The organism is Ruegeria sp. ABD4_443 (assembly GCF_056160865.1).
Genome location: NZ_JBSWYA010000012.1, coordinates 24,868 through 48,440, shown reverse-complemented (window position 1 = coordinate 48,440; position 23,573 = coordinate 24,868). Strand labels below are relative to the sequence as shown.

The 23,573-nt window shown below is 59.2% G+C and carries 23 protein-coding genes; 12 read left to right on the top strand and 11 right to left on the bottom strand.

Annotated features, from left to right (window positions below; all coding sequences use genetic code 11):
• The first annotated feature begins 7 nt into the window (after positions 1 to 7).
• The 3 genes from ACXAG8_RS17310 (at position 8) to msrA (ending at position 2,526) form a co-directional block, all read left to right on the top strand.
• A complete protein-coding gene (locus ACXAG8_RS17310; RefSeq protein WP_475229905.1) occupies positions 8 to 1,234 on the top strand; it encodes an argininosuccinate synthase in 1,227 nt (408 codons plus the stop codon).
• 35 nt (positions 1,235 to 1,269) lie between these two features.
• Complete coding sequence (locus ACXAG8_RS17305; protein WP_475229997.1) at positions 1,270 to 1,674, top strand: DUF1810 domain-containing protein; 405 nt, start codon at positions 1,270 to 1,272, stop codon at positions 1,672 to 1,674.
• A gap of 180 nt (positions 1,675 to 1,854) precedes the next feature.
• A complete protein-coding gene (gene msrA / locus ACXAG8_RS17300; RefSeq protein ID WP_475229898.1) occupies positions 1,855 to 2,526 on the top strand; it encodes a peptide-methionine (S)-S-oxide reductase MsrA in 672 nt (223 codons plus the stop codon).
• Here the strand turns inward: msrA and ACXAG8_RS17295 are convergent.
• Together ACXAG8_RS17295 and ACXAG8_RS17290 are read right to left on the bottom strand one after the other, a co-directional pair.
• Positions 2,523 to 3,395, bottom strand: a complete 873-nt coding sequence (locus tag ACXAG8_RS17295) for a ribokinase (protein ID WP_475229894.1) — start codon at positions 3,393 to 3,395, stop codon at positions 2,523 to 2,525. The two genes, msrA and ACXAG8_RS17295, sit on opposite strands and share 4 nt — an antisense overlap.
• A 3-nt stretch (positions 3,396 to 3,398) precedes the next feature.
• Positions 3,399 to 5,654, bottom strand: coding sequence for an NADP-dependent malic enzyme (locus ACXAG8_RS17290; RefSeq protein ID WP_475229891.1), 2,256 nt, complete (start codon positions 5,652 to 5,654; stop codon positions 3,399 to 3,401).
• Positions 5,655 to 5,815: 161 nt separating this feature from the next.
• Here ACXAG8_RS17290 and mutS point away from each other — a divergent pair, with 161 nt between their 5' ends.
• A complete protein-coding gene (gene mutS, locus ACXAG8_RS17285) occupies positions 5,816 to 8,431 on the top strand; it encodes a DNA mismatch repair protein MutS (RefSeq protein ID WP_475229886.1) in 2,616 nt (871 codons plus the stop codon).
• A gap of 58 nt (positions 8,432 to 8,489) precedes the next feature.
• Here mutS and ACXAG8_RS17280 read toward each other — a convergent pair whose 3' ends face one another.
• Positions 8,490 to 9,053 carry a nucleotide exchange factor GrpE gene (locus ACXAG8_RS17280; RefSeq protein WP_475229882.1) on the bottom strand — a complete coding sequence of 188 codons (564 nt, stop codon included), beginning with the start codon at positions 9,051 to 9,053 and terminating at the stop codon, positions 8,490 to 8,492.
• 10 nt (positions 9,054 to 9,063) lie between these two features.
• Positions 9,064 to 10,128, bottom strand: a complete 1,065-nt coding sequence (gene hrcA / locus ACXAG8_RS17275; RefSeq protein ID WP_475229879.1) for a heat-inducible transcriptional repressor HrcA — start codon at positions 10,126 to 10,128, stop codon at positions 9,064 to 9,066.
• Between the two features lie 112 nt (positions 10,129 to 10,240).
• Here hrcA and rph point away from each other — a divergent pair, with 112 nt between their 5' ends.
• Genes rph through ACXAG8_RS17255 form a run of 4 tightly spaced genes read left to right on the top strand, consistent with a single transcriptional unit; the run spans position 10,241 to position 13,066 of the window.
• On the top strand, positions 10,241 to 10,954 hold the full coding sequence (gene rph / locus ACXAG8_RS17270; RefSeq protein ID WP_170412685.1) for a ribonuclease PH: 714 nt from the start codon (positions 10,241 to 10,243) through the stop codon (positions 10,952 to 10,954).
• The gene (gene rdgB, locus ACXAG8_RS17265) at positions 10,951 to 11,565 is read left to right on the top strand and encodes an RdgB/HAM1 family non-canonical purine NTP pyrophosphatase (RefSeq protein WP_475229873.1); all 615 of its coding nucleotides are present in this window, start codon (positions 10,951 to 10,953) and stop codon (positions 11,563 to 11,565) included. Before rph ends, rdgB begins: the two co-directional genes overlap by 4 nt.
• Positions 11,555 to 12,709, top strand: a complete 1,155-nt coding sequence (gene hemW / locus ACXAG8_RS17260; protein WP_475229870.1) for a radical SAM family heme chaperone HemW — start codon at positions 11,555 to 11,557, stop codon at positions 12,707 to 12,709. Before rdgB ends, hemW begins: the two co-directional genes overlap by 11 nt.
• Before the next feature lie 3 nt (positions 12,710 to 12,712).
• Positions 12,713 to 13,066, top strand: coding sequence for a YbaN family protein (locus tag ACXAG8_RS17255; RefSeq protein ID WP_475229867.1), 354 nt, complete (start codon positions 12,713 to 12,715; stop codon positions 13,064 to 13,066).
• Here the strand turns inward: ACXAG8_RS17255 and ACXAG8_RS17250 are convergent.
• The 7 genes from ACXAG8_RS17250 to hemJ form a co-directional block, all read right to left on the bottom strand.
• Positions 13,056 to 13,949 carry a ParB/RepB/Spo0J family partition protein gene (locus ACXAG8_RS17250; protein ID WP_475229863.1) on the bottom strand — a complete coding sequence of 298 codons (894 nt, stop codon included), beginning with the start codon at positions 13,947 to 13,949 and terminating at the stop codon, positions 13,056 to 13,058. The genes ACXAG8_RS17255 and ACXAG8_RS17250 overlap by 11 nt on opposite strands.
• A 20-nt stretch (positions 13,950 to 13,969) precedes the next feature.
• The gene (locus tag ACXAG8_RS17245; protein ID WP_475229858.1) at positions 13,970 to 14,773 is read right to left on the bottom strand and encodes a ParA family protein; all 804 of its coding nucleotides are present in this window, start codon (positions 14,771 to 14,773) and stop codon (positions 13,970 to 13,972) included.
• Positions 14,766 to 15,389 (bottom strand): 16S rRNA (guanine(527)-N(7))-methyltransferase RsmG, encoded by a 624-nt coding sequence (rsmG, locus tag ACXAG8_RS17240; protein ID WP_475229855.1) that lies wholly within the window; start codon positions 15,387 to 15,389, stop codon positions 14,766 to 14,768. Before rsmG ends, ACXAG8_RS17245 begins: the two co-directional genes overlap by 8 nt.
• Positions 15,386 to 17,254: a tRNA uridine-5-carboxymethylaminomethyl(34) synthesis enzyme MnmG gene (mnmG, locus tag ACXAG8_RS17235; protein ID WP_475229850.1), complete on the bottom strand. Its 1,869-nt coding sequence runs from the start codon at positions 17,252 to 17,254 to the stop codon at positions 15,386 to 15,388. Before mnmG ends, rsmG begins: the two co-directional genes overlap by 4 nt.
• Positions 17,255 to 17,266: 12 nt before the next feature.
• Positions 17,267 to 18,553, bottom strand: coding sequence for a tRNA uridine-5-carboxymethylaminomethyl(34) synthesis GTPase MnmE (mnmE, locus tag ACXAG8_RS17230; RefSeq protein WP_475229847.1), 1,287 nt, complete (start codon positions 18,551 to 18,553; stop codon positions 17,267 to 17,269).
• Between the two features lie 31 nt (positions 18,554 to 18,584).
• Positions 18,585 to 19,856, bottom strand: coding sequence for a transcription termination factor Rho (gene rho / locus ACXAG8_RS17225; protein ID WP_475229844.1), 1,272 nt, complete (start codon positions 19,854 to 19,856; stop codon positions 18,585 to 18,587).
• 124 nt (positions 19,857 to 19,980) lie between these two features.
• Entirely contained in the window at positions 19,981 to 20,430 is a 450-nt protein-coding gene (gene hemJ, locus ACXAG8_RS17220; RefSeq protein WP_475229841.1) for a protoporphyrinogen oxidase HemJ, read from the bottom strand.
• Between the two features lie 404 nt (positions 20,431 to 20,834).
• Here hemJ and ACXAG8_RS17215 point away from each other — a divergent pair, with 404 nt between their 5' ends.
• The 4 genes from ACXAG8_RS17215 to dnaQ are packed head-to-tail and all read left to right on the top strand — an operon-like array spanning position 20,835 to position 23,572.
• The gene (locus ACXAG8_RS17215; protein WP_475229838.1) at positions 20,835 to 21,434 is read left to right on the top strand and encodes a Maf family protein; all 600 of its coding nucleotides are present in this window, start codon (positions 20,835 to 20,837) and stop codon (positions 21,432 to 21,434) included.
• Complete coding sequence (locus ACXAG8_RS17210; RefSeq protein ID WP_475229835.1) at positions 21,431 to 22,264, top strand: shikimate dehydrogenase; 834 nt, start codon at positions 21,431 to 21,433, stop codon at positions 22,262 to 22,264. The genes ACXAG8_RS17215 and ACXAG8_RS17210 overlap by 4 nt, the downstream gene beginning before the upstream one ends.
• Positions 22,261 to 22,854, top strand: a complete 594-nt coding sequence (gene coaE, locus ACXAG8_RS17205) for a dephospho-CoA kinase (protein ID WP_475229830.1) — start codon at positions 22,261 to 22,263, stop codon at positions 22,852 to 22,854. The genes ACXAG8_RS17210 and coaE overlap by 4 nt, the downstream gene beginning before the upstream one ends.
• Positions 22,847 to 23,572: a DNA polymerase III subunit epsilon gene (gene dnaQ / locus ACXAG8_RS17200; protein ID WP_475229827.1), complete on the top strand. Its 726-nt coding sequence runs from the start codon at positions 22,847 to 22,849 to the stop codon at positions 23,570 to 23,572. Before coaE ends, dnaQ begins: the two co-directional genes overlap by 8 nt.
• Position 23,573: the final 1 nt, after the last annotated feature.

The window sequence follows — 23,573 nt, the reverse complement described above, 5'->3', positions numbered from 1 at the left end:
AAATCAGATGTCCGCGCCCAAGAAAGTTGTTCTGGCCTATTCCGGTGGCCTTGATACCTCGATCATCCTGAAATGGCTGCAGACCGAGTATGGCTGCGAGGTCGTGACCTTCACCGCCGATCTGGGTCAGGGAGAAGAGCTGGAGCCCGCCCGCAAAAAGGCCGAGCTGCTGGGGATCAAGCCCGAGAATATCTATATCGAGGATATCCGCGAAGAGTTTGTCCGCGACTTTGTCTTCCCGATGTTCCGCGCCAACGCGCAGTACGAAGGTCTGTACCTGCTGGGTACGTCCATCGCGCGGCCTCTGATCTCGAAGCGTCTGGTCGAGATTGCGCAAGCCACCGGCGCTGATGCCGTTGCGCACGGCGCGACCGGCAAGGGCAACGATCAGGTCCGGTTCGAGCTGGCCGCATATGCGCTGAACCCCGATATCAAGGTCATCGCCCCCTGGCGCGAATGGGATCTGTCCAGCCGCACCAAGCTGTTGGAGTTTGCCGAGGCGAACCAGATCCCGATTGCCAAGGACAAACGTGGCGAGGCACCGTTTTCGGTCGATGCCAACCTGCTGCATACCTCGTCCGAGGGTAAGGTTCTGGAAGACCCCGCCGATATGGCGCCCGATTACGTCTATCAGCGCACCGTCCACCCCGAGGATGCGCCCGATCAGCCCGAGTTTATCGAGATCGGCTTTGAAAAAGGCGACGCGGTCAGCATCAATGGCGAGGCGATGAGCCCGGCAACCATCCTGACCAAGCTGAACGAATATGGCGGCAAGCACGGCATTGGCCGTCTGGATCTGGTCGAAGGCCGGTTCGTTGGTATGAAATCGCGCGGCATTTATGAAACGCCGGGCGGCACAATCCTGCTGGAAGCACACCGCGGTATCGAATCCATCACGATGGACCGTGGCGCGATGCACCTGAAAGACCAGCTGATGCCGCAATATGCCGAGCTGATCTATAACGGCTTCTGGTACAGCCCCGAGCGTGAGATGCTGCAGGCCGCCATCGACAAAAGCCAGGAACATGTGACCGGCACTGTGCGCGTAAGGCTGTACAAGGGTCTGGCCTCGACCGTGGGCCGCTGGTCGGATCATTCGCTGTATTCCGAGGCGCATGTGACATTCGAGGAAGATGCCGGTGCCTATGATCAGAAAGATGCGGCCGGTTTCATCCAGCTGAACGCGCTGCGCCTGAAACTGCTGGCGGCGCGTGACAAGCGGCTGTCCAAGTGACCGACGAAGACGACGGCATAAACGAAGAACTGGAAATGTTCATCGAAGCGCAGGACACGGTCTGGTCCGATGTCCTGCGCGAACTTGAGCAAGGAAAAAAGGACAGCCACTGGATGTGGTTCGTCTTTCCGCAACTGGCGGAACTGGGCCAATCCCACATGGCCCAGCTCTACGGGATCGAAGACCTGGACGAAGCGGCAGCCTATCTGCAACATGACGAGTTGCGCGGCAGGCTGACCGAGGCCGCAAACCTGATGCTGCTGCACAAAGGTTCGGACCCCGAAACCATTCTGGGGGCCGTCGACGCCAGGAAACTGTGTTCTTCCATGACCCTGTTCGCGGCGGTCCCGGATGCCCCATCCACGTTTCAGGCGGTTCTGGATGCCTTTTACGGCGGTCAGCAATGCACGCAGACCCGCGCCGCCCTGGGTTTGCACTAGGGCGCCGAACCTTCTGCTTGGGACACTGACAATCCCTGCCGCATGGGCGTCGCGATGAAGCGGGCGCATTGTGTGGGCGGATCGGGGCGATAAACTCGGCTCAACAGCGCGTGACCTTTGCCGCCTGCGGATTGTCACCGGCGCAACAGCGCGGCACCCCGACCGGAAAGGAGCCCCGCAATGTCCCATACCCGCAAACCCCGCCCAGCGATGTTTTCCATAGCCTTTGCCCTGCTGGCAATGGTTGCCTTAATGGGCGGGCGGCAGGCGCTGGCCGATACACAGACGCTGACCGTGGCGGGTGGCTGTTTCTGGTGCGTCGAATCCGACTTTGAATCTGTTCCCGGCGTGATCGGGGCCGTTTCCGGCTATACCGGCGGGGCGACGGCCAACCCGACATATGACCAGGTCAGCAAGGGTGGGACCGGCCATTACGAGGCTGTCCAGATCACCTTTGATCCGGCCAGGGTCTCGCGCGAGGCGCTGCTTTACATGTTCCTGCGATCCGTCGATCCGACGGATGCGGGCGGGCAGTTCTGTGATCGCGGTGAAAGCTATCGCACGGCCATATTCGTCTCTAACCAAGGCGAAAATACGCTGGCAAGGCGCGTGGTCGCCGATGCGCAGGCGACCTTGGGTCAGCCAGTGGTCACGCCGGTCCTGCCAGAGATGACCTTTTACCCGGCCGAGGCGTATCACCAGGATTACTACAAGGGTAACAAGCTGGTTCTGACACGGTTTGGTCCCAAGCGGCAAAGCAACGCGTACAAAGCCTATCGCAAGGCCTGCGGCCGCGACGCACGGGTGCTGGCCCTGTGGGGAAGCGCGGCGCCTTTTGCGGCCGGGCATTAATCCAGCCGGGCGGCGTGGACCTCTTTCAAATCGGGGATGACATCTGCGGTGCCGTGGCGCGTGACCATCAACGCGGCCGCGCGATTGGCCAGCGTAATCGCCTGCGCCATCGGCATCCCCCGGTCCATCCCGGCCAGAACATAGCCGGTAAAGGTGTCGCCCGCACCGGTCGTGTCCACAGCCTTTACCTTGTGGGCTGCAAAACTGATTGGCGCCGCGCCGCGGTGATAATATTGCGCACCTTCCGACCCCAGCGTCACGATGACATGTTCAACGCCCAGATCCGCCGCGGCCATCCCGGTGGCTGCCTGCAATTGCTCGGCCTCGACCTGATTGAGGATAAGGAAATCCAGATAGGGCAAGACGGCCTGAACAGCCTCGGCCTGAAATGGCGCGGCGGCATAGCAAACCGTCAACCCAAGGTCGCGCCCCAACCGTGCCGCGTCGACCTGCGCGTTGGTTTCATTCTGCATAACCAGGATATCGCCGGTTTCCGCCCCCGAAAGGACCTGTCCCAGATGTGATGGATCAATGGCGTGATTGGCCCCCGGATACAGAATGATCAGATTTTCGGCCTGATCATCCACCGCGATGATCGCGTGCCCGGTCGGCACCTGGGCGTCAACGACTTGCCTGGTGTCCACGCCATATTCCGTCAGCCGATCCCGCGCCCAATGACCGTCACTGCCCACGGCCCCGATATGGGCCACATGCGACCCGGCACGGGCCGCGGCAACCGACATGTTGGCGCCCTTGCCGCCCAGGAACCGCTCAAGGCGTCGCGCGGCAAGTGTTTCCCCGGCTCCGGGCAGATGCGGCATGGAATAGACCATGTCCGCATTGATCGAGCCGAGATTCCAAATCGCCATAACTTACCCGATATCGCATGAGGCCAGGATGGCCATGTTCAGGATATCGTTCGCGGTTGAAACGGTCGAGCAGATCTGAACCTGCTGGTCGATCCCGGACAGGATTGGTCCGATTACCGTCGCCCCGCCCATTTCCTGCATCAGCTTGGTCGAGATGCTGGCCGAATGGCGGGCGGGCACGATCAGGATGTTGGCCGGGCCGGTCAGGCGCGAGAACGGATAGGCCGCCTGTTGATCCACGTTCAGCGCCACATCCACGGTCATCTCGCCCTCGTATTCGAAATCGACCTTGCGCTGATCCAGAACCGCCGGGGCGCGGTGCATCTTTTCCGCCCGCTCCGACACCGGGTAGCCGAATGTCGAAAAGCTGACAAAGGCAACGCGCGGCTCAAGGCCCATGTGTCGCGCCACGGCGGCCGAGCGTTCGGCGATATTGGCCAGGTCATGTTCATCGGGCCATTCATGCACCAGCGTATCGCCGATCAGCACGATCCGCCCCTTGTACAACAGTGCCGTCACCCCGGCGGCGCCATGGGTGGCGTCCGCGTCGAATACGTGGTTGATCCGGTCCAGAACATGGGCCGATTTGCGGGTGGCACCGGTCACCAGACCATCACCATGGCCATGCGCCAGCATGAGCGACGAAAACACGTGCCTGTCACGCGCGGCAAGGCGGTGGATATCCTTGTGGTCGAACCCTCTGCGCTGCAACCGCTGATACAGAAAGTCCTTGTAGGTTTCCAAATGCGTCGTGTTGGCGGCGTTGACCACCTCAAGCTCGCGCACCGCGTCGCCCAGACCGGCGGCTTCAAGCTTTTCTTTCACCTCTTCCTGCCGCCCCACGACCAACGCCTTGCCAAAACCGGAACGCTGATATGTCACCGCCGCGCGCAGGACACGGGGGTCATCGCCCTCGGCAAAGATCATCCGGCTTTGCGCCGCACGCGCACGCGCGTTGAGCCCACGCAGGATGCTGGCCGTCGGATCCATGCGCGACTTCAGGCTCAGCTCATAGGCATCCATGTCGATGATCGGACGCCGCGCCGCGCCGGTATCCATCCCCGCCCTGGCAACGGCAGGTGGAATGCGGTGGATAAGGCGCGGGTCAAACGGTGTCGGGATGATGTAGTCGCGACCAAAGGTCAGCGATTTGCCATAGGCCATGGCAACCTCGTCCGGCACATCCTCGCGCGCCAGACGGGCCAAAGCATGGGCGCAGGCAATCTTCATCTCGTCATTGATGGCGCGGGCATGGATATCCAGCGCACCGCGGAACAGGTAGGGAAAGCCCAGCACGTTGTTGACCTGGTTCGGATAATCACTGCGCCCGGTGGCGACAATGGCATCAACGCGGACCTCATGCGCTTCTTCAGGGGTGATTTCCGGATCGGGGTTGGCCATCGCAAAGATCACCGGGTTGTCAGCCATCGACGCAACCATATCCTGCGTCACGGCCCCCTTGACCGACACGCCCAGGAACACATCGGCGCCTTTCATGGCGTCTTCCAGCGTCCGCAGATCGGTGGTAATCGCGTGGGCCGATTTCCATTGGTTCATCCCCTCGGTCCGGCCCTGATAAATCACGCCCTTGGTGTCGCAGACGATGCAGTTCTCGTGCTTTGCACCCATCGCCTTGAGCAATTCGATACAGGCGATCCCCGCCGCGCCTGCGCCGTTCAGCACGATCTTCACATCCTCGATCTTCTTGCCCGAGATGTGCAGCGCGTTGATTAGACCCGCTGCGCAGATCACCGCTGTTCCGTGCTGGTCGTCATGAAAGACGGGGATGTCCATCTCTTCCTTCAGACGCTGCTCGATGATGAAACACTCCGGCGCCTTGATGTCTTCGAGGTTGATACCGCCAAAGGTCGGCCCCATCAGGCGCACCGCCCGGCAGAAATCATCCGGGTCCTCGGTATCCAGTTCGATATCGATCGAGTTCACATCCGCGAACCGCTTGAACAGGACGGATTTCCCCTCCATCACCGGTTTCGAGCCCAGCGCGCCCAGGTTGCCAAGACCCAACACGGCGGTCCCGTTCGAGATCACCGCCACCAGGTTGCCCTTGTTGGTATAGTCATAGGCGGTTTCCGGGGCCTCGGCGATGGCCTCACAGGGAACCGCAACGCCGGGGCTGTATGCCAGCGACAAATCGCGCTGCGTCGTCATCGGCACGGTCGCCTGCACCTCCCACTTGCCGGGATTGGGTTCCAGGTGAAAGGCCAGCGCCTCTTCTTTGGTGATTTTCGTCTTGGGCATCGGATTCATCGTTTCTTTGCTGCTGCGGGGCCTATGCCTCATAGCGCAGGCAAGTGCGCGCCTCAACGGTTATACTTTTCGCCTTTCACAGCCGAAGGGGGATTTGTAATGTCGCCTTCGGAAAACGCCAGAAAGGGTCCGCTTTGTCCACAGTCACGCCAATGATGGCGCAATATCTCGAGATCAAAGAGGCCCATGCCGACGCCCTGCTGTTCTATCGCATGGGCGATTTCTACGAGATGTTCTTTGAGGATGCGGTCAATGCTGCCGAGGCGCTGGACATCGCCCTGACCAAGCGCGGCAAGCACAATGGCACCGATATCCCGATGTGCGGCGTGCCAGTGCATTCGGCCGAAGGGTACTTGCTGACGCTGATCCGCAAGGGCTTTCGCGTGGCCGTCTGCGAACAGATGGAAAGCCCGGCCGAGGCCAAGAAAAGAGGCTCTAAATCGGTCGTTAAACGCGATGTCGTCCGCTTGGTGACCCCCGGAACCCTGACCGAAGACGCCCTGCTTGAGGCCCGCCGCCACAATTTTCTGGCCGCCTACGCCGAGGTGCGCGACCAGGCCGCGCTGGCCTGGGCCGATATCTCGACCGGCGCATTTCACGTCATGCCACTGCCCCCTCTGCGCCTCAGCCCCGAACTGGCGCGGCTGGCCCCATCCGAGTTGATCGTGGCGGACGGGGCGCAGGACAAGCTATACGAGCCGGCGCAGGATCTGGGCATTTCGCTGACCCCGGTGGGACGCGCCAGTTTCGACAGCACGGCGGCAGAAAAACGCATTTGCGGGCTGTTTCACGTCGGTGCTTTGGACGCGTTCGGAACCTTTGAGCGGGCCGAGGTTTCAGCCATGGGCGCACTGATCGACTATCTGGAGATCACGCAAAAGGGCAAACTGCCTCTTCTGCAGACCCCGCTCAAGGAAACCGAAGACCGGGTCGTGCAGATCGACGCCGCAACCCGCCGCAACCTGGAACTGACCCGGTCCCTGTCGGGCGGACGCGCCGGATCGCTGCTGTCGGTGGTCGACCGCACGGTCACGCCGGGGGGCGCGCGGCTGCTGGAACAACGGCTGTCCAGCCCGTCGCGCAATCTTGACGTCATCCACGCCCGCCTGGACGCGGTGAGTTTCGCCGCCCAAGACAGCCTGACCGCCTCGGACCTGCGCGAAGCGCTGCGCAAAACCCCCGATCTGGACCGCGCCCTGTCGCGCCTGTCACTGGACCGCGGCGGCCCCCGCGACCTGGCGGCCATCCGCAACGGCCTGACCCAGGCCGCGACCATCGCCACCATTTGCAGCAGCAACGACCTGCCCGTCCTGCTTTCCACCGCCGTGCAAAACCTGACCGGGTTCGATGATCTGCTGGCCCTGCTGGACGAGGCGCTGATCGCCGAGCCGCCCCTGCTGACCCGCGATGGCGGCTTTATCGCCCCCGGCTTTGACCCCGAACTGGACGAAGCCCGCACCCTGCGCGACGAAGGCCGCACAGTCATCGCCGGGTTTCAACAGAAATACGCAGATCACACCGGCATCTCTTCGCTGAAGATCAAGCACAATAACGTGCTGGGCTATTTCATCGAAACAACGGCCACCCATGCCGAGAAAATGCTGAACCCGCCGTTTTCCGAGACCTATATCCACCGTCAGACAACCGCCAACCAGGTGCGGTTTACAACGGTCGAGCTTTCCGAAATCGAAACCCGCATCCTGAACGCAGGAAACCTTGCGCTAGAGATCGAAAAGCGGCTCTATCAAAGGCTTTCTGGCGAAATTCTTGCCACCGCCGCCCGCCTGAACCAAGCGGCCCGTGGACTGGCCGAGTTGGACTTGACCACCGCGCTGGCCGATCTGGCGCGTGGCGAGAACTGGTGCCGCCCACAGGTCGACACCTCGCGCGCCTTTGACATACAGGGTGGTCGCCACCCGGTTGTGGAACATGCCCTGCGCCAGCAGAACGGCGATGCCTTCATCGCCAATGACTGCGACCTCAGCGCCCTGGACGGTGCCGCCATCTGGCTGCTGACCGGCCCCAACATGGCCGGTAAATCAACCTTTCTGCGCCAGAACGCCCTGATTGCCCTGCTCGCCCAAATCGGAAGCTATGTTCCGGCGGAACAGGCCCATATCGGCGTTGTCAGTCAGCTTTTCAGCCGCGTAGGCGCATCGGATGACCTGGCCCGTGGGCGGTCAACCTTCATGGTCGAAATGGTCGAAACCGCAGCTATCCTGAATCAGGCCGATAACCGCGCATTGGTCATCCTTGATGAAATCGGGCGCGGCACCGCCACCTATGACGGCCTCTCGATCGCCTGGGCCACGCTCGAACATCTGCACGCCGCCAACCAATGCCGGGCCCTGTTCGCAACCCACTATCACGAGCTTACCGCGCTTGCCGCCAATCTCAATGGTGTCGAAAACGCCACCGTCGCCGTCAAGGAATGGGAAGGCGAAGTCATCTTCCTGCACGAGGTCCACAAGGGCGCCGCTGACCGGTCATATGGCGTGCAGGTTGCACAGCTTGCCGGCCTGCCTGCGTCAGTCGTCGACCGCGCCCGCATCGTTCTGGACCAACTTGAAAAAACCGAACGCGAAGGCGGCAAGCAAAAAGCCCTTATCGACGACCTGCCGCTGTTTTCCGCCGCCCCTCCGCCGCCACCCCCCGCGCCCAAGTCATCGCCTGTTGCCGACATGCTCGACGACATCCTTCCCGACGACCTCAGCCCGCGCGAGGCGCTCGACCTGATCTACAAACTGAAAGAGGCGGCCAAGTCCTGACCGCCCCTTCATCTTTTCACAAATACTCTCGCCGAAGGCTTGGCCTCACCGAGGCCAATCAGCTGGCAGGTGTCGAAGAAACACCAACCTGCGCCGGCCGCAGCAAACGATCATGCAACATGAACCCTTCGGCCGATACCTGAATGATATCGCCGGCCTTGGTTCCGGGCACAGGTGCCTCGAACATCGCCTCATGCACGTTCGGGTCAAACCGGTCGCCAACCTCGGGCGTGATCACTTCGATCCCGTGTTTCTGGAACACATCCCTCAGCGCACGCATGGTCAATTCGACGCCTTCAATCAGCCCGGCGGCAACCTCTTTTTGCTCATCCGTTGCCGCCTCAAGCGCGCGTTTCATGTTGTCGTAGACCGGCAACATATCCCGCGCCAGCTTTGACCCGCCATACTGCTCCGCATCGCGGCGGGCCTTGTCGCCACGCTTGCGCGCATTCTCGGCATCGGCCAGCGCGCGCATGAACTTGTCCTTGTAATCGTCGCGTTCCGCACGCAGCGCATCCAGTTCCAACGCCTCTTCGCTGATCTCGGCAAATTCCTCGGCCAGCTCTTCCGCCTCGGCGGTCGCGATATCATCCAGAAAATCTTCGTTCTTGGGCTCTGCCATCTTCTACCCTCTAGCTCCGGTCGGAAATCAGCCTGCCGACCAGTTGCGCCGTATAATCCACGATCGGCACGATCCGTCCATAGTTCAGACGTGTGGGCCCAATGACCCCAACCGCACCAATTATCTTACGATCAGCGTTCATATAAGGAGACACCACCAAAGAGGAACCCGAAAGTGAGAAAAGTTTGTTCTCAGAGCCAATAAAAATGCGCACACCCTCGCCATCTTCGGTCAATTCCAGAAATTCGGCGATATCGCGTTTCCGCTCCAGGTCGTCAAACAGCGTCCGAATACGGTCCAGCTCTTCTTCGTGGCCAGGTTCATTCAGCAGATTCGCCCGCCCCCGCACGATCAAACGGGCCGAGTCGGCGCCATCTCCGTCCCAGGCGGCCATGCCGCTTTCGACCATTTCGCGCGCCAGCGCGTCGATTTCCTGTTTCCGCGCCGTGATCTGCGATTGCATCTGACGGCGCACCTCGCTCAGCGTCCGCCCTTCAATCAGCGCATTCAGGAAATTGGCGGCCTCACGCATGGAACTGGGCGTCTGGCCCGGAGGCGGTGTGAACAGCCGGTTTTCCACATGACCATCCGAGAACACCAGAACCACAAGCGCGCGGTCATGGCCAAGCGAAACAAACTCGATATGTTTGATTTCGGCCTCATGCTTGGGCGTCAACACCAGCGATGCACCGCGTGTCACATGCGACAAGGCCGATCCGACGCGGTCCAGCATTCCGCCCACATCGCCCACGTTAGAGCCTAATGTCTCGTCCAGCTTCTGCCGATCATCGGCACCCAGATCGCCGACTTCCAGCAATCCATCCACGAACATCCGCAAACCCTGTTGGGTTGGAATACGGCCTGCGCTGACATGCGGGCTGTCGAGCAGGCCCAGGAATTCGAGATCCTGCATAACGTTGCGCACGGTCGCCGCGCTGACCTTTTCCGAAAGCGTGCGCGTCAGGGTCCGGCTGCCGACGGGTTCACCGCTGTCCAGATAGCTTTCCACAATCAGCCGAAACACCTCGCGCGACCGATCGTTCATCTCGTCCAGAATTTTGCTCGCTTCGCTCATGCGCCTTCCCCTGCTGGTTTGTCATTAAATAGCAGGCCCGCGAAAGGTCAATCGGGGTTGCATCGTAACGCTGCGGGGCGGTATCCCCAAGCCAGCAAACAAAGGATTTCCCATGCGACCCTCAGGACGTGATCTAAACGAAATGCGCGCCGTTTCCATCGAAACCGGCTTTACCAAACATGCCGAAGGTTCCTGCCTGATCAAGATGGGCGACACCCATGTGCTGTGTACCGCCACGATCGAAGATCGCGTACCGCCGTTCATCAAGGGCTCGGGCCTGGGTTGGGTCACGGCCGAATACGGCATGCTGCCCCGCGCAACCAACACCCGGATGCGGCGCGAGGCCGCCAGCGGCAAACAAGGCGGCCGTACCGTCGAAATCCAGCGCCTGATTGGCCGCGCCCTGCGCGCGGGCGTCGACCGTGTCGCCCTGGGCGAACGTCAGATCACCGTTGACTGCGACGTGATCCAGGCCGATGGCGGCACGCGCTGCGCCTCGATCACCGGCGGTTGGGTGGCGCTGCGTCTGGCGGTGAACAAGCTGATGAAGGCGGGCGACGTGATTTCCGACCCTCTGGTTGATCCGGTCGCTGCTGTGTCCTGCGGCATCTACGCGGGTCAACCGGTGCTGGACCTTGATTACCCCGAAGACAGCGAAGCAGGCGTCGATGGCAATTTCATCATGACCGGATCGGGCAAACTGATCGAAGTACAGATGAGCGCCGAAGGCTCCGTTTTCAGCCGCGCCCAGATGGACCAACTGATGGACCTGGCCGAAAAAGGCGTTGGCGAACTGGCCGCCGCCCAGAAAGCCGCCACCGCATGACCCGCAAGTTCGACGGGGACAGGCTGCTGGTCGCCACCCACAACAAAGGCAAGCTTGAGGAGATGGCGCATCTGCTCTCGCCCTTTGGTGTGACCGTTGTGGGCGCAGCTGAGATGAACCTGCCCGAACCGGAAGAAACCGAAGACACCTTTGTCGGTAATGCCCGGATCAAGGCCCACGCCGCCGCCAAGGCAACCGGCCTGCCTGCGCTGTCGGATGACTCCGGAATCACCATCGACGCGCTGGACGGCGCGCCCGGCGTCTATACCGCCGATTGGGCCGAGACCGGCAATGGCCGCGATTTCATGATGGCCATGACCCGCGCGCATAACGCGTTAGAGGCCAAAGACGCCCCGCACCCGCGCACCGCGCAGTTCCGCTGCACCCTGGTTCTGGCCTGGCCCGATGGCCATGACGAGGTGTTCGAAGGCGTCGCGCCGGGCCATCTGACCTGGCCGATCCGCGGCAAGGACGGGTTTGGCTATGACCCGATGTTTGTCCCCGAGGGCCACGACATTACCTTTGCCGAGATGGATCGCTGGGAAAAAAACAAGATCAGCCATCGCGGCCGCGCGGTAGAGCTGTTCGTGAAAGGCTGCTTTGGCGGATGATTGGCGCAACGGGGGCTTTGGCCTGTATGTGCATTGGCCCTTTTGCGAGGCCAAATGCCCCTATTGCGATTTCAACAGCCATGTTTCCAGAAATATCGACCAAAAACAATGGCTTGAATGCTATCTGCAAGAGCTAAAGCGTTCGACTGCCGAAACGCCTGATCGGGTATTGAACACGATCTTTTTCGGCGGCGGGACCCCGTCGCTGATGGCGCCCGAAACTGTCTCGGCCATCATTGATGAGGCCCGCGCCCTTTGGCGCCCTGCCAATGACATGGAAATCACGCTTGAGGCCAATCCCGGCTCGGTCGAGGCTGGCCGCTTTGCTGCATATCGCGACGCCGGGGTGAACCGTATCTCGATGGGGGTGCAGGCGCTGAACGATGAAGATCTGCGTCGGCTTGGTCGCATCCATACTGTCGCCGAAGCCCGCGCCGCCTTTGACATCGCCCGCAGGTGCTTTGACCGGGTGAGTTTCGACATGATCTATGCCCGCCAGCATCAGACATTGGACACCTGGCGCAACGAACTGACCGAGGCGCTGTCGATGGCGGTTGATCACCTGTCTCTGTATCAACTGACCATCGAGGACGGCACCGCATTTGGGGATCGTTACGCCGTCGGCAAACTGCGCGGCCTGCCCGAAGATGACAGTGCCGCCGATATGTACCTTGCGACCCAGGATATCTGCGAGGCGCACGGCCTGCCCGCCTATGAGGTGTCCAACCACGCACGACCCGGCGCGGAATCGCAGCACAATTTGATCTATTGGCGTTATGGCGATTACGTCGGGATCGGACCCGGCGCGCATGGGCGCCTGACCCTGAACGGGCGGAAATATGCAACGGAAACCCATCTGGCCCCGACGAAATGGCTGGATGCTGTTTCAACCGGATCCGGTGAGAGCGATCGAACCGAGCTTTCAATGCAGGAACAAGCCTCAGAATACCTTATGATGTGCCTAAGACTTTCCGAAGGTCTAGATGTTGACAGATATCAGGTGCTCGCGGGCCAGCCCTTACCCCAGGAAAGGCTGGACTCTCTGACAGAACTCGGGATGGTCGTTCAGGCTGAGGGCCGATTGAAGGCCACGGAAAACGGGCGCGCGGTCCTGAACGCGGTGATCCGAGAGCTGTTGGGATAAGGCATGCAATATCTCTGGGCCAGTCTTGGATTGCTGTGCGTTGCGCTTGCGATGATCGGGGTTGCATTGCCATTGCTGCCGACCGTGCCCTTTTTGCTGTTGGCCGCGTTTTTCTTTGCCCGGTCATCGTCACGATTGCACAATTGGTTGGTAACCCATCGCACCTTCGGGCCGTTGATTGTCGACTGGCAAAGCTCGGGCGCCATTAGACCGGCCGCAAAAAAGGCGGCCACCCTGTCGATTGCCGCCGTTTTTGGCCTGTCTGTTCTGATCTCGGTGCCGACGTTTGTTCTGAGCATTCAGGCCGTGACCCTGGGCGCCGTCTTGGTGTTTATCTGGACCCGCCCTAGCGGCTGAGCTTGGCGCAAAGATCGTCCAGCTGATCAAGGTTTTCATAGGCCAAAACCACCTGGCCCGTTTCCGACCCGGCCTTGTGGTTGATTGTCACCTTCATCGCCAGGATCGCCGAAAGATCTTTTTCAAGCGCGCGCGTGTCCGCGTCTTTTCCGGCATTCAGGTTCCTGGCCCGTGGCGCGGGCCGATCGGTGCCGCCTTGCTGTTTCTTTACCAGTGCTTCGGTTGCGCGCACCGACAGCCCCTCGCGGACAACCTGCCGGGCCAATTCCGATGGATTTTCCGCCGTGACCAGAGCCCTGGCATGACCTGCCGAAAGTTTTCCTTCTATTACAAAGGTTTGAACATCGTTCGGCAACGTCAAAAGGCGCAGAAGGTTGGCGATGTGGCTGCGGCTTTTGCCAAGCGCCTCGGCCAGTTTTTCCTGCGTGTGGCCAAAGCGATCCATCAACTGCTTGAAACCGGCCGCCTCTTCCACCGCGTTCAGGTCGGCGCGCTGAATGTTTTCGATAATTGCCACTTCCAAAACTTCGGTGTCGTCGAAGTTACGGACAATAACCGGAATTTCATGCAGCTGTGCCATCTGCGCTGCGCGCCACCGGCGCTCACCGGCAACGATTTCATATTGGCCTTCCCCTTTGGGTCGAACAATCAGAGGCTGGATAATACCCTTTTCCTTGACCGAAGCCGCCAGCTCATCCAGTTGATCCGGCGAAAACGTGCGGCGCGGCTGGTCCGGGTTGGCGTGCAGCTTTTCGATAGGAACCGAAAGATCCGGTCTCCGGCGTTCTGGCGCAGACGGTCCGCTGGCATCCTGGGTTACATCCGCCATCAACGCGGATAGGCCGCGTCCCAATCCCCTGGGTTTACCCTTTTTGGCGCTCACTTCGCCCTCCTGACGGCTGTTCAGACAGCCTGTTTGTTATTCTTGTGCATGATCTCGCGTGCCAGGTGCCGATACGCCATGGCGCCCAATGAGCCCGAATCATATTGCAGAACCGGCAACGCATAAGACGGTGCTTCGCTGACCCGTACATTTCTGGGTATCTTGGTTTTAAATACCATCTCACCCAAATTGTCACGGGCGTCCTTCTCGACCTGACGGGACAAGTTGTTGCGGTTGTCATACATGGTCAACACAACACCTTCGATTCTCAGGTCAGGATTCGCGGTGTGCCGAACCTCTCGGATCGTCAACATCAACTGCGACAACCCTTCAAGAGCGAAAAATTCGCTTTGCAGCGGAACCAGTACAGAATGCGCGGCCACCATCGCGTTGACAGTCAACAGGTTCAACGATGGCGGGCAGTCGATCAGGACAAAATCAAAGGCAAAAGCATCGACCGCGGTCTGGCGCAATGCATCATGCAGCAAATAGCTGCGTTTTTCGTTTGAGATCAGTTCGATATCTGCCGAACTCAGGTCGACGGTGGCGGGTACGATATGCAACCCATCGATCTCGGTTTCCTGTACGACCGCATTCAACGGCGCATCGTCCAGGATCAGGTCATATGTCGTCCAATCCCGATCTTCGACGCCCAGCCCCGTTGATGCGTTGCCCTGCGGATCAAGATCGACGACCAGAACCTTGCACCCGGCCTCGGCAAGACCGGCAGCAAGGTTGATTGCAGTCGTTGTCTTGCCCACCCCGCCTTTTTGATTGGCAACCGCGATAATCCGGGGCCCGGCTGGGCGAGACAGATCAACCACGTGATACTCCTTTGATCTTCAGGATTACGGCCTGGGGTTCTGTTAAACTTGTAATCGGCTCTGCATCGAATTTCCATTCCTGACGCGCATCCGCAATTTCTTTTTTCCAGGTTGCCCCTTTTGGAAACAGCGCAACGCCGGTTTCACGTAAATGCCGATCGCTAAATGATAAAAGTTTCGAAAGCTCTGCCAATGCCCGCGCTGTCAGAACATCTGCCTTCAAAGGTTCAACCGCTTCGATTCTTTTGGAAATTACCTGGCAATTCGCGCCAAGCTCTCTGGCGGCAGTGCGCAGAAAGGCGGATTTCCTCTGATCACTCTCCACCAAAGTAAACCGGGTTTCTGGCGATGCCTCTACCGCCATCAAAGCACAAACAATGCCTGGAAAACCGCCGCCACTGCCCAGATCAACCCAATGTTCTGGGGGGGCAATACAGCGGAAAACCTGGACCGAATCCAGAATGTGCCGGGTCCAGACCTCTCTAAGGCTATTGCGGGACACCAGGTTGATCTTTGGATTCCAACGCTGGACCAATGCAACAAACGCTTCGATACGGTCAAATGTTTCACGTGAAACACTCAGATCATCGGCCCCCAGGGCGCGCGAACCCGTCATGCTTTGCGAACCTTTCGGTCCCGCCGCAATTTGGCCAGCACCAACGTCAATGCGGCTGGCGTCACGCCCTCGACCCGGCTGGCCTGAGCGATGTTTTCCGGATTGGCCCGCGACAGTTTCTGCTTCATCTCAGACGAAAGACCATCCAGTGCAAAATAGTCAAAATCACTTGGAATCACATAAGATTCGTCGCGCTTCATGGCTTCGACGTCCCGTTGCTGTCGCGCAATATAGTTCGCATAAAGCGCATCGCGTTCGATTTGACGCCAGGTTTCGGTATCCGTCTGATCAAGGTCCGGAATCAAGGCCAGCAGGTCATCGAAAGTGACATCGGGAAAAGCCAGAACTGCCATGCCGTCCCGGCGATTTCCGTCCTGGTTCACTTCAATTCCCGCCGCTCGGATTTGTTTGGGCGTATATGTTGTGGATGTCAGGTTGGTTTTCACCGTATCTAGTTTATCCATCTTGTCTTGGAAAACTGCTGCCCGGTTTTGGCCAACACATCCAATGCCCATCCCCAGCGGCGTAAGACGTTGATCCGCGTTATCGGCCCGCAGTGACAAACGAAACTCAGCCCGGGATGTGAACATTCGATAGGGTTCCGCCACGCCGCGCGTCGTGAGATCATCAATCATGACACCGATATAGCTGTTGGACCTCGTGAATTGGACCGGGTCCTTGTCTTGCGCAGCAAGAGCCGCGTTCAGCCCGGCAACCAACCCTTGGGCCGCTGCCTCTTCGTAACCGGTGGTGCCGTTGATCTGACCAGCCAAGTAAAGGCCGGGAATAGCCGACAATGATAGGGTTCCGGTAAGAGACCGCGGATCGATATAGTCGTATTCGATCGCATATCCCGGTTGCAAAATCTCTGCGGTTTCCAACCCTTTGATCGAGCGCACGTAATCGACCTGAACATCCTGAGGCAAAGAGGTCGAGATACCGTTTGGGTAAACCGTGTGGTCGTTAACCCCCTCTGGTTCAAGAAATATCTGATGAGAGTCCTTATCCGAGAATCGGACGATTTTATCTTCGATCGACGGGCAATAGCGTGGCCCGACGCCTTCGATATGGCCGCCATACATCGCGGACCGCTTCAGGTTTTTCTCGATGATCTCGTGGGTTCGCATATTGGTATGCGTGATACCGCACGCGATTTGCGGGGCCGTAACCGATTTGGACAAAAAGGAAAACAGCGTTGGATCTTCGTCGCCGTCCTGCCGTTCCAGAATTGACCAATCAATGGTGCGGCCGTCCAGGCGCGGCGGCGTTCCTGTTTTCAGGCGCGCCATATCCAAGCCATAGCTATCCAACCGCTCGGCCAGTTTTACCGAGGGCCGATCACCCATCCGACCGCCGGGGCGGGACACATCGCCAATATGAATGACGCCCCGCAAGAATGTACCGGATGTCAGGATAACAGTTCGGCCCGGTATCTCGGATCCATCCGCCAGTCGAACGCCTGCAACCCGCTCGCCAGACATCACAAAATCGACCACCTCACCGCAGATGACGGACAGGTATTCCCGATCCCTGGTTTCCTGCAACATCGCCTGGCGATACAGGGCGCGATCCGACTGAGCGCGTGGGCCTTGGACCGCCGGACCCTTTCTACGATTCAGCAGCCGGAATTGGATACCCGCCCGATCTGCGACCCGACCCATAACGCCGTCCATGGCGTCAATTTCGCGGACCAGGTGCCCCTTACCAAGGCCTCCAATCGCTGGGTTGCAGGACATAACGCCAATGTCCTTTTCCGACAGTGTTACCAAAGCCGTTTTTGCACCCAACCGGGCAGCAGCATGCGCGGCTTCCGAACCGGCATGTCCGGCCCCAATGACAATAACGTCGAACCGTGAATGTTTCACGTGAAACACTCCTTACTTACCGAGGCAGAAACTCGAGAAAATCTCATCCAAAAGATTTTCTACGTCGATCCTGCCAACAAGGGATTCCAGGGCACGAATTGCCGAACGCAGTTCTTCGGCAGAAATATCATACAGGTCCGGGCCCGATTCCAGAACTGTCATTGCTGAATCAAGTGCCCCCAGAGCATCGATCATTGCCACACGGTGGCGTTCGCGGGTCGCGATACCAGAACTAGTGGTTCGATCAGACAGAACACGCGATATATGGTCAATAAGGTGATCAATTCCCTGCCCTGTCTTACCTGAAACTGCGCCCTCGACAGTGTCACGCAAGTCCGATTTCGGTAAGACATGGATGTCGTCACCCACCATCGGAACACCAAGCGCCGCGGGATCTTCGGTCAGAAACACGCGTAAATCTGCATCCACTGCGCGTTTGCGGGCAAGGGCTACACCCAACCCTTCGACATGATCATTGGTTTCGCGCAATCCCGCGGTATCAAGCAAGGTGACCGGAAGACCAGCCAAATCCATCCGAACCTCGATCACGTCACGCGTCGTGCCGGCATATTCCGAAGTTATCGCCGCCTCTCGCCCAGCCAGTGCATTCAACAATGTGGACTTGCCGGCATTTGGTAAACCGACAATGGCAACCTCGAACCCGGACCTGATCCGTTCGGCGATTTTGACGCCGCGGCTTTCCCGTTTCAGATCATCCATGACACCGGAAATCAGCTGCCGTACCTCGGGCGATACATCCGTTGGCACTTCTTCATCGGCAAAATCAATCACGGCTTCCAGCAGGGATGCCGCCCGGATCAGATCCTTGCGCCAGCGTTCCACCAACTTGCCAAGGTCACCGGAAAGAACCGCCTGCGCCTGTTTGCGTTGGGCTTCTGTTTCGGCATCTATCAAGTCTGCCAGGCCTTCGACCTGGGCCAAATCCAGCTTTCCGTTTTCAAGCGCTCGGCGGGTGAACTCACCCGGCTCTGCCAGGCGCAGCGCATCCATTTCCGCAAGGCACCGCAGAACCGCCCCTGTAGAGGCGGTACTGCCATGTATCTGCAATTCGGCGACATCTTCGCCGGTAAAGCTGGCCGGGCTCTGGAAAGTCAGAACCACCCCATCGTCCAACCGCGATCCATCGGCATCCCAAAGGGTGCGGACACGCATACCACGGGTCGGCAGTTTGCTTTTCGACAGCGTCTCTGCCGCGCCGCGTGCTTGCGGTCCGGACAGTCGAATAACGGCAACGCCAGCTTTGCCTTGCGCGCTGGCCAGGGCGAATATCGTATCCATTCGAAGGCCTCGCGGGGGGAAAAGACCCGTGTCAGGTGTTCATTGAATCGAAGAATTCCGAGTTTGTCTTGGTCTGTTTCAACTTCGACAACAGGAATTCGATTGCGTCGGTGGTGCCCATCGGGTTCAGGATACGGCGCAGAACAAAGGTCTTTGCCAGATCTCCCTTGTCGACCAACAGGTCCTCTTTCCGGGTGCCGGATTTGAGGATGTCGATGGCAGGGAACACGCGCTTGTCTGCGATCTTGCGATCCAGAACGATTTCCGAGTTACCGGTGCCTTTGAATTCTTCAAAGATCACCTCGTCCATCCGGCTGCCTGTGTCGATCAGCGCGGTCGCGATGATGGTCAGCGACCCGCCCTCTTCGATATTCCGCGCCGCACCAAAGAACCGCTTGGGTCGTTGCAGAGCATTCGCATCTACACCACCGGTCAGAACTTTACCCGAGGACGGGACCACGGTGTTAAACGCCCTACCAAGTCTTGTGATCGAGTCGAGAAGAATAACAACATCTCGCTTATGCTCAACCAGACGCTTGGCCTTTTCGATGACCATTTCGGACACGGCGACGTGGCGCGTCGCCGGTTCGTCAAAGGTCGAAGACACAACCTCACCCTTTACCGAGCGCTGCATGTCGGTCACTTCTTCCGGGCGTTCGTCGATCAGCAGAACGATCAGGTAACACTCGGGGTGGTTCTGTTCGATCGAATGCGCGATGTTCTGCAGGATCACCGTTTTACCGGTCCGCGGCGGCGCCACGATCAGCGACCGCTGGCCTTTACCGATGGGCGAAACAAGGTCGATCACACGGGCCGACTTGTCCTTGATGGTGGGGTCTTCGATCTCCATCTTCAGACGCTCTTCGGGATACAGCGGCGTCAGGTTGTCGAACAGGATCTTGTGCTTGGCTTTCTCGGGCTCTTCAAAGTTGATCTTGGTCACTTTGATCAGCGCGAAATACCGTTCATTCTCGTCCGGTGCCTTGATTTCCCCTTCGACCGTGTCACCGGTGCGCAGCGAATGTTGCCGGATCATGTCCGGCGAGACATAGATGTCGTCAGGGCCCGGCAGATAGTTCGCCTCGGGCGAGCGCAGAAAGCCGAAACCATCCTGCAGAACCTCAAGCACACCATCGCCGCCAACAGTCCAGCCCTCATCGGCGCGTTCGCGCAGGATCTGGAACATCATCTCGCCCTTGCGCATGGTCGAGGCGTTTTCGATCTCAAGCTCTTCGGCCATCGCCAGAAGGTCTTTGGGGCTTTTGGCTTTCAGATCGGCCAGATTCAGGTATTCGGTTGTCATGATGATACAGACCTTGGCCGGGACAAGCGCGGCGCAGCTTTGATTGTCAAACAGGAAAGTGCGACGTCCGGACGGACGCGTTGCGCCCTACATAGGCAGCAACCGGCGCAGAGTCAAACCTGTCTCAGAATTTCAAAACAACGGCCAGGACGATGATGACCATCAAAACGGTCGGAACCTCATTCATCAGGCGGTACTGACGCCCTGTCAGCCTGTTCTGGCCCTGTACGAAGTCCTTGCGCCGCGCCATCAGCCAATGATGGAACCAGGTCATCGCAATCACAGCGGCCCCCTTGACCCAGGGCCAGCTCCAATCCCAGCCGACAACACCTGGTGTAAAGACCATGATCAGCCCGCACAGCCATGTCACGATCATCGCAGGACGCATGATCACCCGCAAAAGCTTGTCTTCCATTTCAAGGAAGATCCTGTCTGCGCCATCCACGGCCTGTGCCTGTTCGGTGTGATACACAAAAAGCCGGGGCAAATAGAACAGACCGGCCATCCAAGAGATCACCGCCATGATATGAACGGATTTCACCCAAGGGTACAAAACGTAAAGAAGGTCGGTCATCTCGGTTCTCGGTTTGGTTCAGGACATCCCTAATAAAAATATAAGAAAAGAAAAAGGATGATGGTTTTGTAGGGACGTCCGGATCGGTGGATTACTGAGTTACCCTGTAGTTTTCCCCAAGTGGAAAGAATGACACGCGGTTTCGATGAAAATGTTGATGTCAATTAAAACCAAGTAAAAACAAAGTGTTGCGAAGACGCCCGCGCTGTTCGCGTGGGGATAAGTCCACGGATAACATCTGACAACAGGGTTTTCAGACCATTCCGGGTTATCCTTGTCCCACGTTGAATGAATTTGCACGACTCATGTGAGAACCCCGGCCTTTGCAAGGGGGTTGCGTGTCAAGCTGAAAGCCATACAAACCGCTCAAGAACGCTCAATGAATTGTACACGGGGTTTTCCACATGTCTGTCCCCCTTATCCTGGCATCGGGTTCGGCGATCCGCGCGAAAATGCTGGAAAACGCCGGCGTGCCCTTTGCCGTTCAAGCGGCCCGCGTTGATGAGGACACGGCAAAGCGGGCCCTTCTGGCCGAACAGGCCGCGCCGCGCGATATTGCCGATGCGCTTGCCGAACTCAAGGCGCGCAAGGTCAGCGACAAACGCGCCGATGCGATGGTGTTGGGATGTGATCAGGTCCTGGACTTTGACGGCACGCTTTTGTCCAAGCCGACCACCCGGGAAGAAGCCTTGCAACAGCTTCGGGCGATGCGCGGCAAAAGGCACATGCTGTTGTCGGCGGCCGTAATCTATCAGGGTGGCCAACCGATCTGGCGGCATGTCGGCCAGGTTCGGTTGCGGATGCGGGTCAGCTCGGATTCGTATCTGCGTTCCTATGTCGACAGGAATTGGGACTCTATCCGCCACGCGGTGGGCGGCTATAAGCTGGAAGAAGAGGGTGTGCGCCTGTTTGCCACCATTGACGGAGACTATTTTAACGTCTTGGGTATGCCCCTGTTGGAGCTGCTTAATTTTCTGGCCTTGCGTGGGGTAATCGAACAATGACGGACAATCGCATTCCTCTGGCTGGGGTCATCGGGCACCCGGTTGCACATTCCCGGTCGCCGAAATTGCACGGGCACTGGCTGAAGACGTTGGAATTGCCCGGCTTTTACGTGCCGATGGACGTGACACCGGCAGATTTCGAAACCGTTGTGCGGGCCTTGCCAAAGGCGGGGTTTGTCGGGGCCAATGTTACGGTTCCGCATAAGGAAACGGCCATGCATCTTGCCGATCACGTATCGGATCGCGCGTCGGTCATCGGCGCTGCGAATACGCTGGTATTTCGCGATGACGGGTCCATTCATGCCGACAATACGGACGGGTACGGGTTCATGGAGAACCTGCGCAGCGGCGCACCGGACTGGAACCCCCAAGATGGGCCCGCGGTGGTGTTCGGGGCCGGTGGTGCGGCCCGCGCCGTTCTGTCGGCGCTGTCCGATGCAGGTGTCCCGGAAATCATCCTGACCAACCGCACGCGGTCTCGGGCGGATCATCTGAAAGAAGAATTCGGACAGCGGATCAGTGTTGTTGACTGGGTCCAAGCCGGTAACGTCATTGAAAGCGCGGAACTGGTAGTCAATACCACTTCGCTGGGAATGCAGGGCCAGCCCGAGTTGCGCGTGCCGCTGGATGGTCTGCAGCCCGGAGCGGTTGTCACTGACCTGGTATACGCCCCGCTCAAGACCCGGTTGCTGCGACAGGCCGAAGATGCCGGATGCACCACGGTCGACGGGCTGGGCATGTTGCTGCACCAGGCGGTTCCCGGATTTGAGCGCTGGTTCGGCATACGCCCCGTAGTTGACGCCGCCACGCGGGCGGCCGCGTTGGCATGAGCTTTTGTCTGGGGCTGACCGGTTCGATCGGGATGGGCAAAAGCACGACGGCGCAGATGTTCGCCGACGCCGGATGCGCCCTGTGGGACGCCGATGCGGCGGTTCACCGGCTGTATGCGCCGGGCGGTGCCGCGGTGCGCCCCGTCGCGCAGGTTTTCCCCGCGGCGGTCAAAGACGGCGCCATCAGCCGCGATGCCCTCAAACAGATCATAACGGCGGATGAAACGGCCCTGAAAACGATCGAAGGCATCGTCCACCCCCTGGTCGCGGCGGACCGCGCTGCGTTTCGTGCTTCGGCACAGGCCGATATCCTGGTGTTCGATATCCCGCTTTTGTTTGAAACCGGGGGGGGTGCGTCGATGGATGCGGTGGCTTGCGTGTCGGTTTCCGACGACGAACAGGAACGCCGGGTCATGGCGCGCGGCACGATGACCCTGGCTCAGTTTCGGCAGATCAAGGCCAAGCAGATGCCCAATCGCGAAAAATGCGCACGGTCGGATTTCGTGATCGTCACGGACACTCTGGACCACGCCCGCGCGCAAGTGCAGGATGTGATCAGGCAGATCAGGGCGAAAACAGACAATGCGTGAAATTGTGCTTGATACCGAAACCACGGGTTTCGATCCTGAAACCGGTGACCGGATCGTCGAGATCGGTGCTGTCGAGCTGTGGAACCATGTTGCCACCGGCGAGACATACCACGTTTACATCAACCCCGAACGGTCCATGCCCGAGGAAGCGTTTGGTGTTCACGGTATTGGGCCGGATCTGCTGGAACCGCCGCGACCGGTGGAAAAGGGCCAAATCACCCTGAAGGACAAGCCGGTCTTTTCAAAGGTCGGCGTCGAATTCCGCGAATTTGTCGGCGATGCGAAACTGGTGATCCACAACGCGTCCTTCGACATGAAATTCCTAAATGCCGAGCTGGGCTGGATGGGTCAGCCAGCAATTCCGATGGATCAGGCCATCGATACGCTGGCCATCGCGCGCAAACGGTTTCCGGGGTCTCCGGCCTCGCTTGACGCGCTGTGCCGACGGTTCAACATCGACAATTCGAACCGGGTTTTGCACGGCGCGCTGCTCGATTCCGAAATCCTGGCAGAGGTCTATCTTGAGCTTATCGGTGGCCGGCAGCCGGATTTCGCCCTGTCGACCGTTTCCGGCACCTCGGCCGGCGGCGAAGGGGACACCTGGCGCCCCGCCCCGCGCGAAACGGCGCTGCCGCCCAGGATCACGGCAGAAGAACGCGCCGCGCATGACGCTTTTGTCGAGAAACTTGGGGAAAACGCCTTGTGGGCACGCGCCTGAC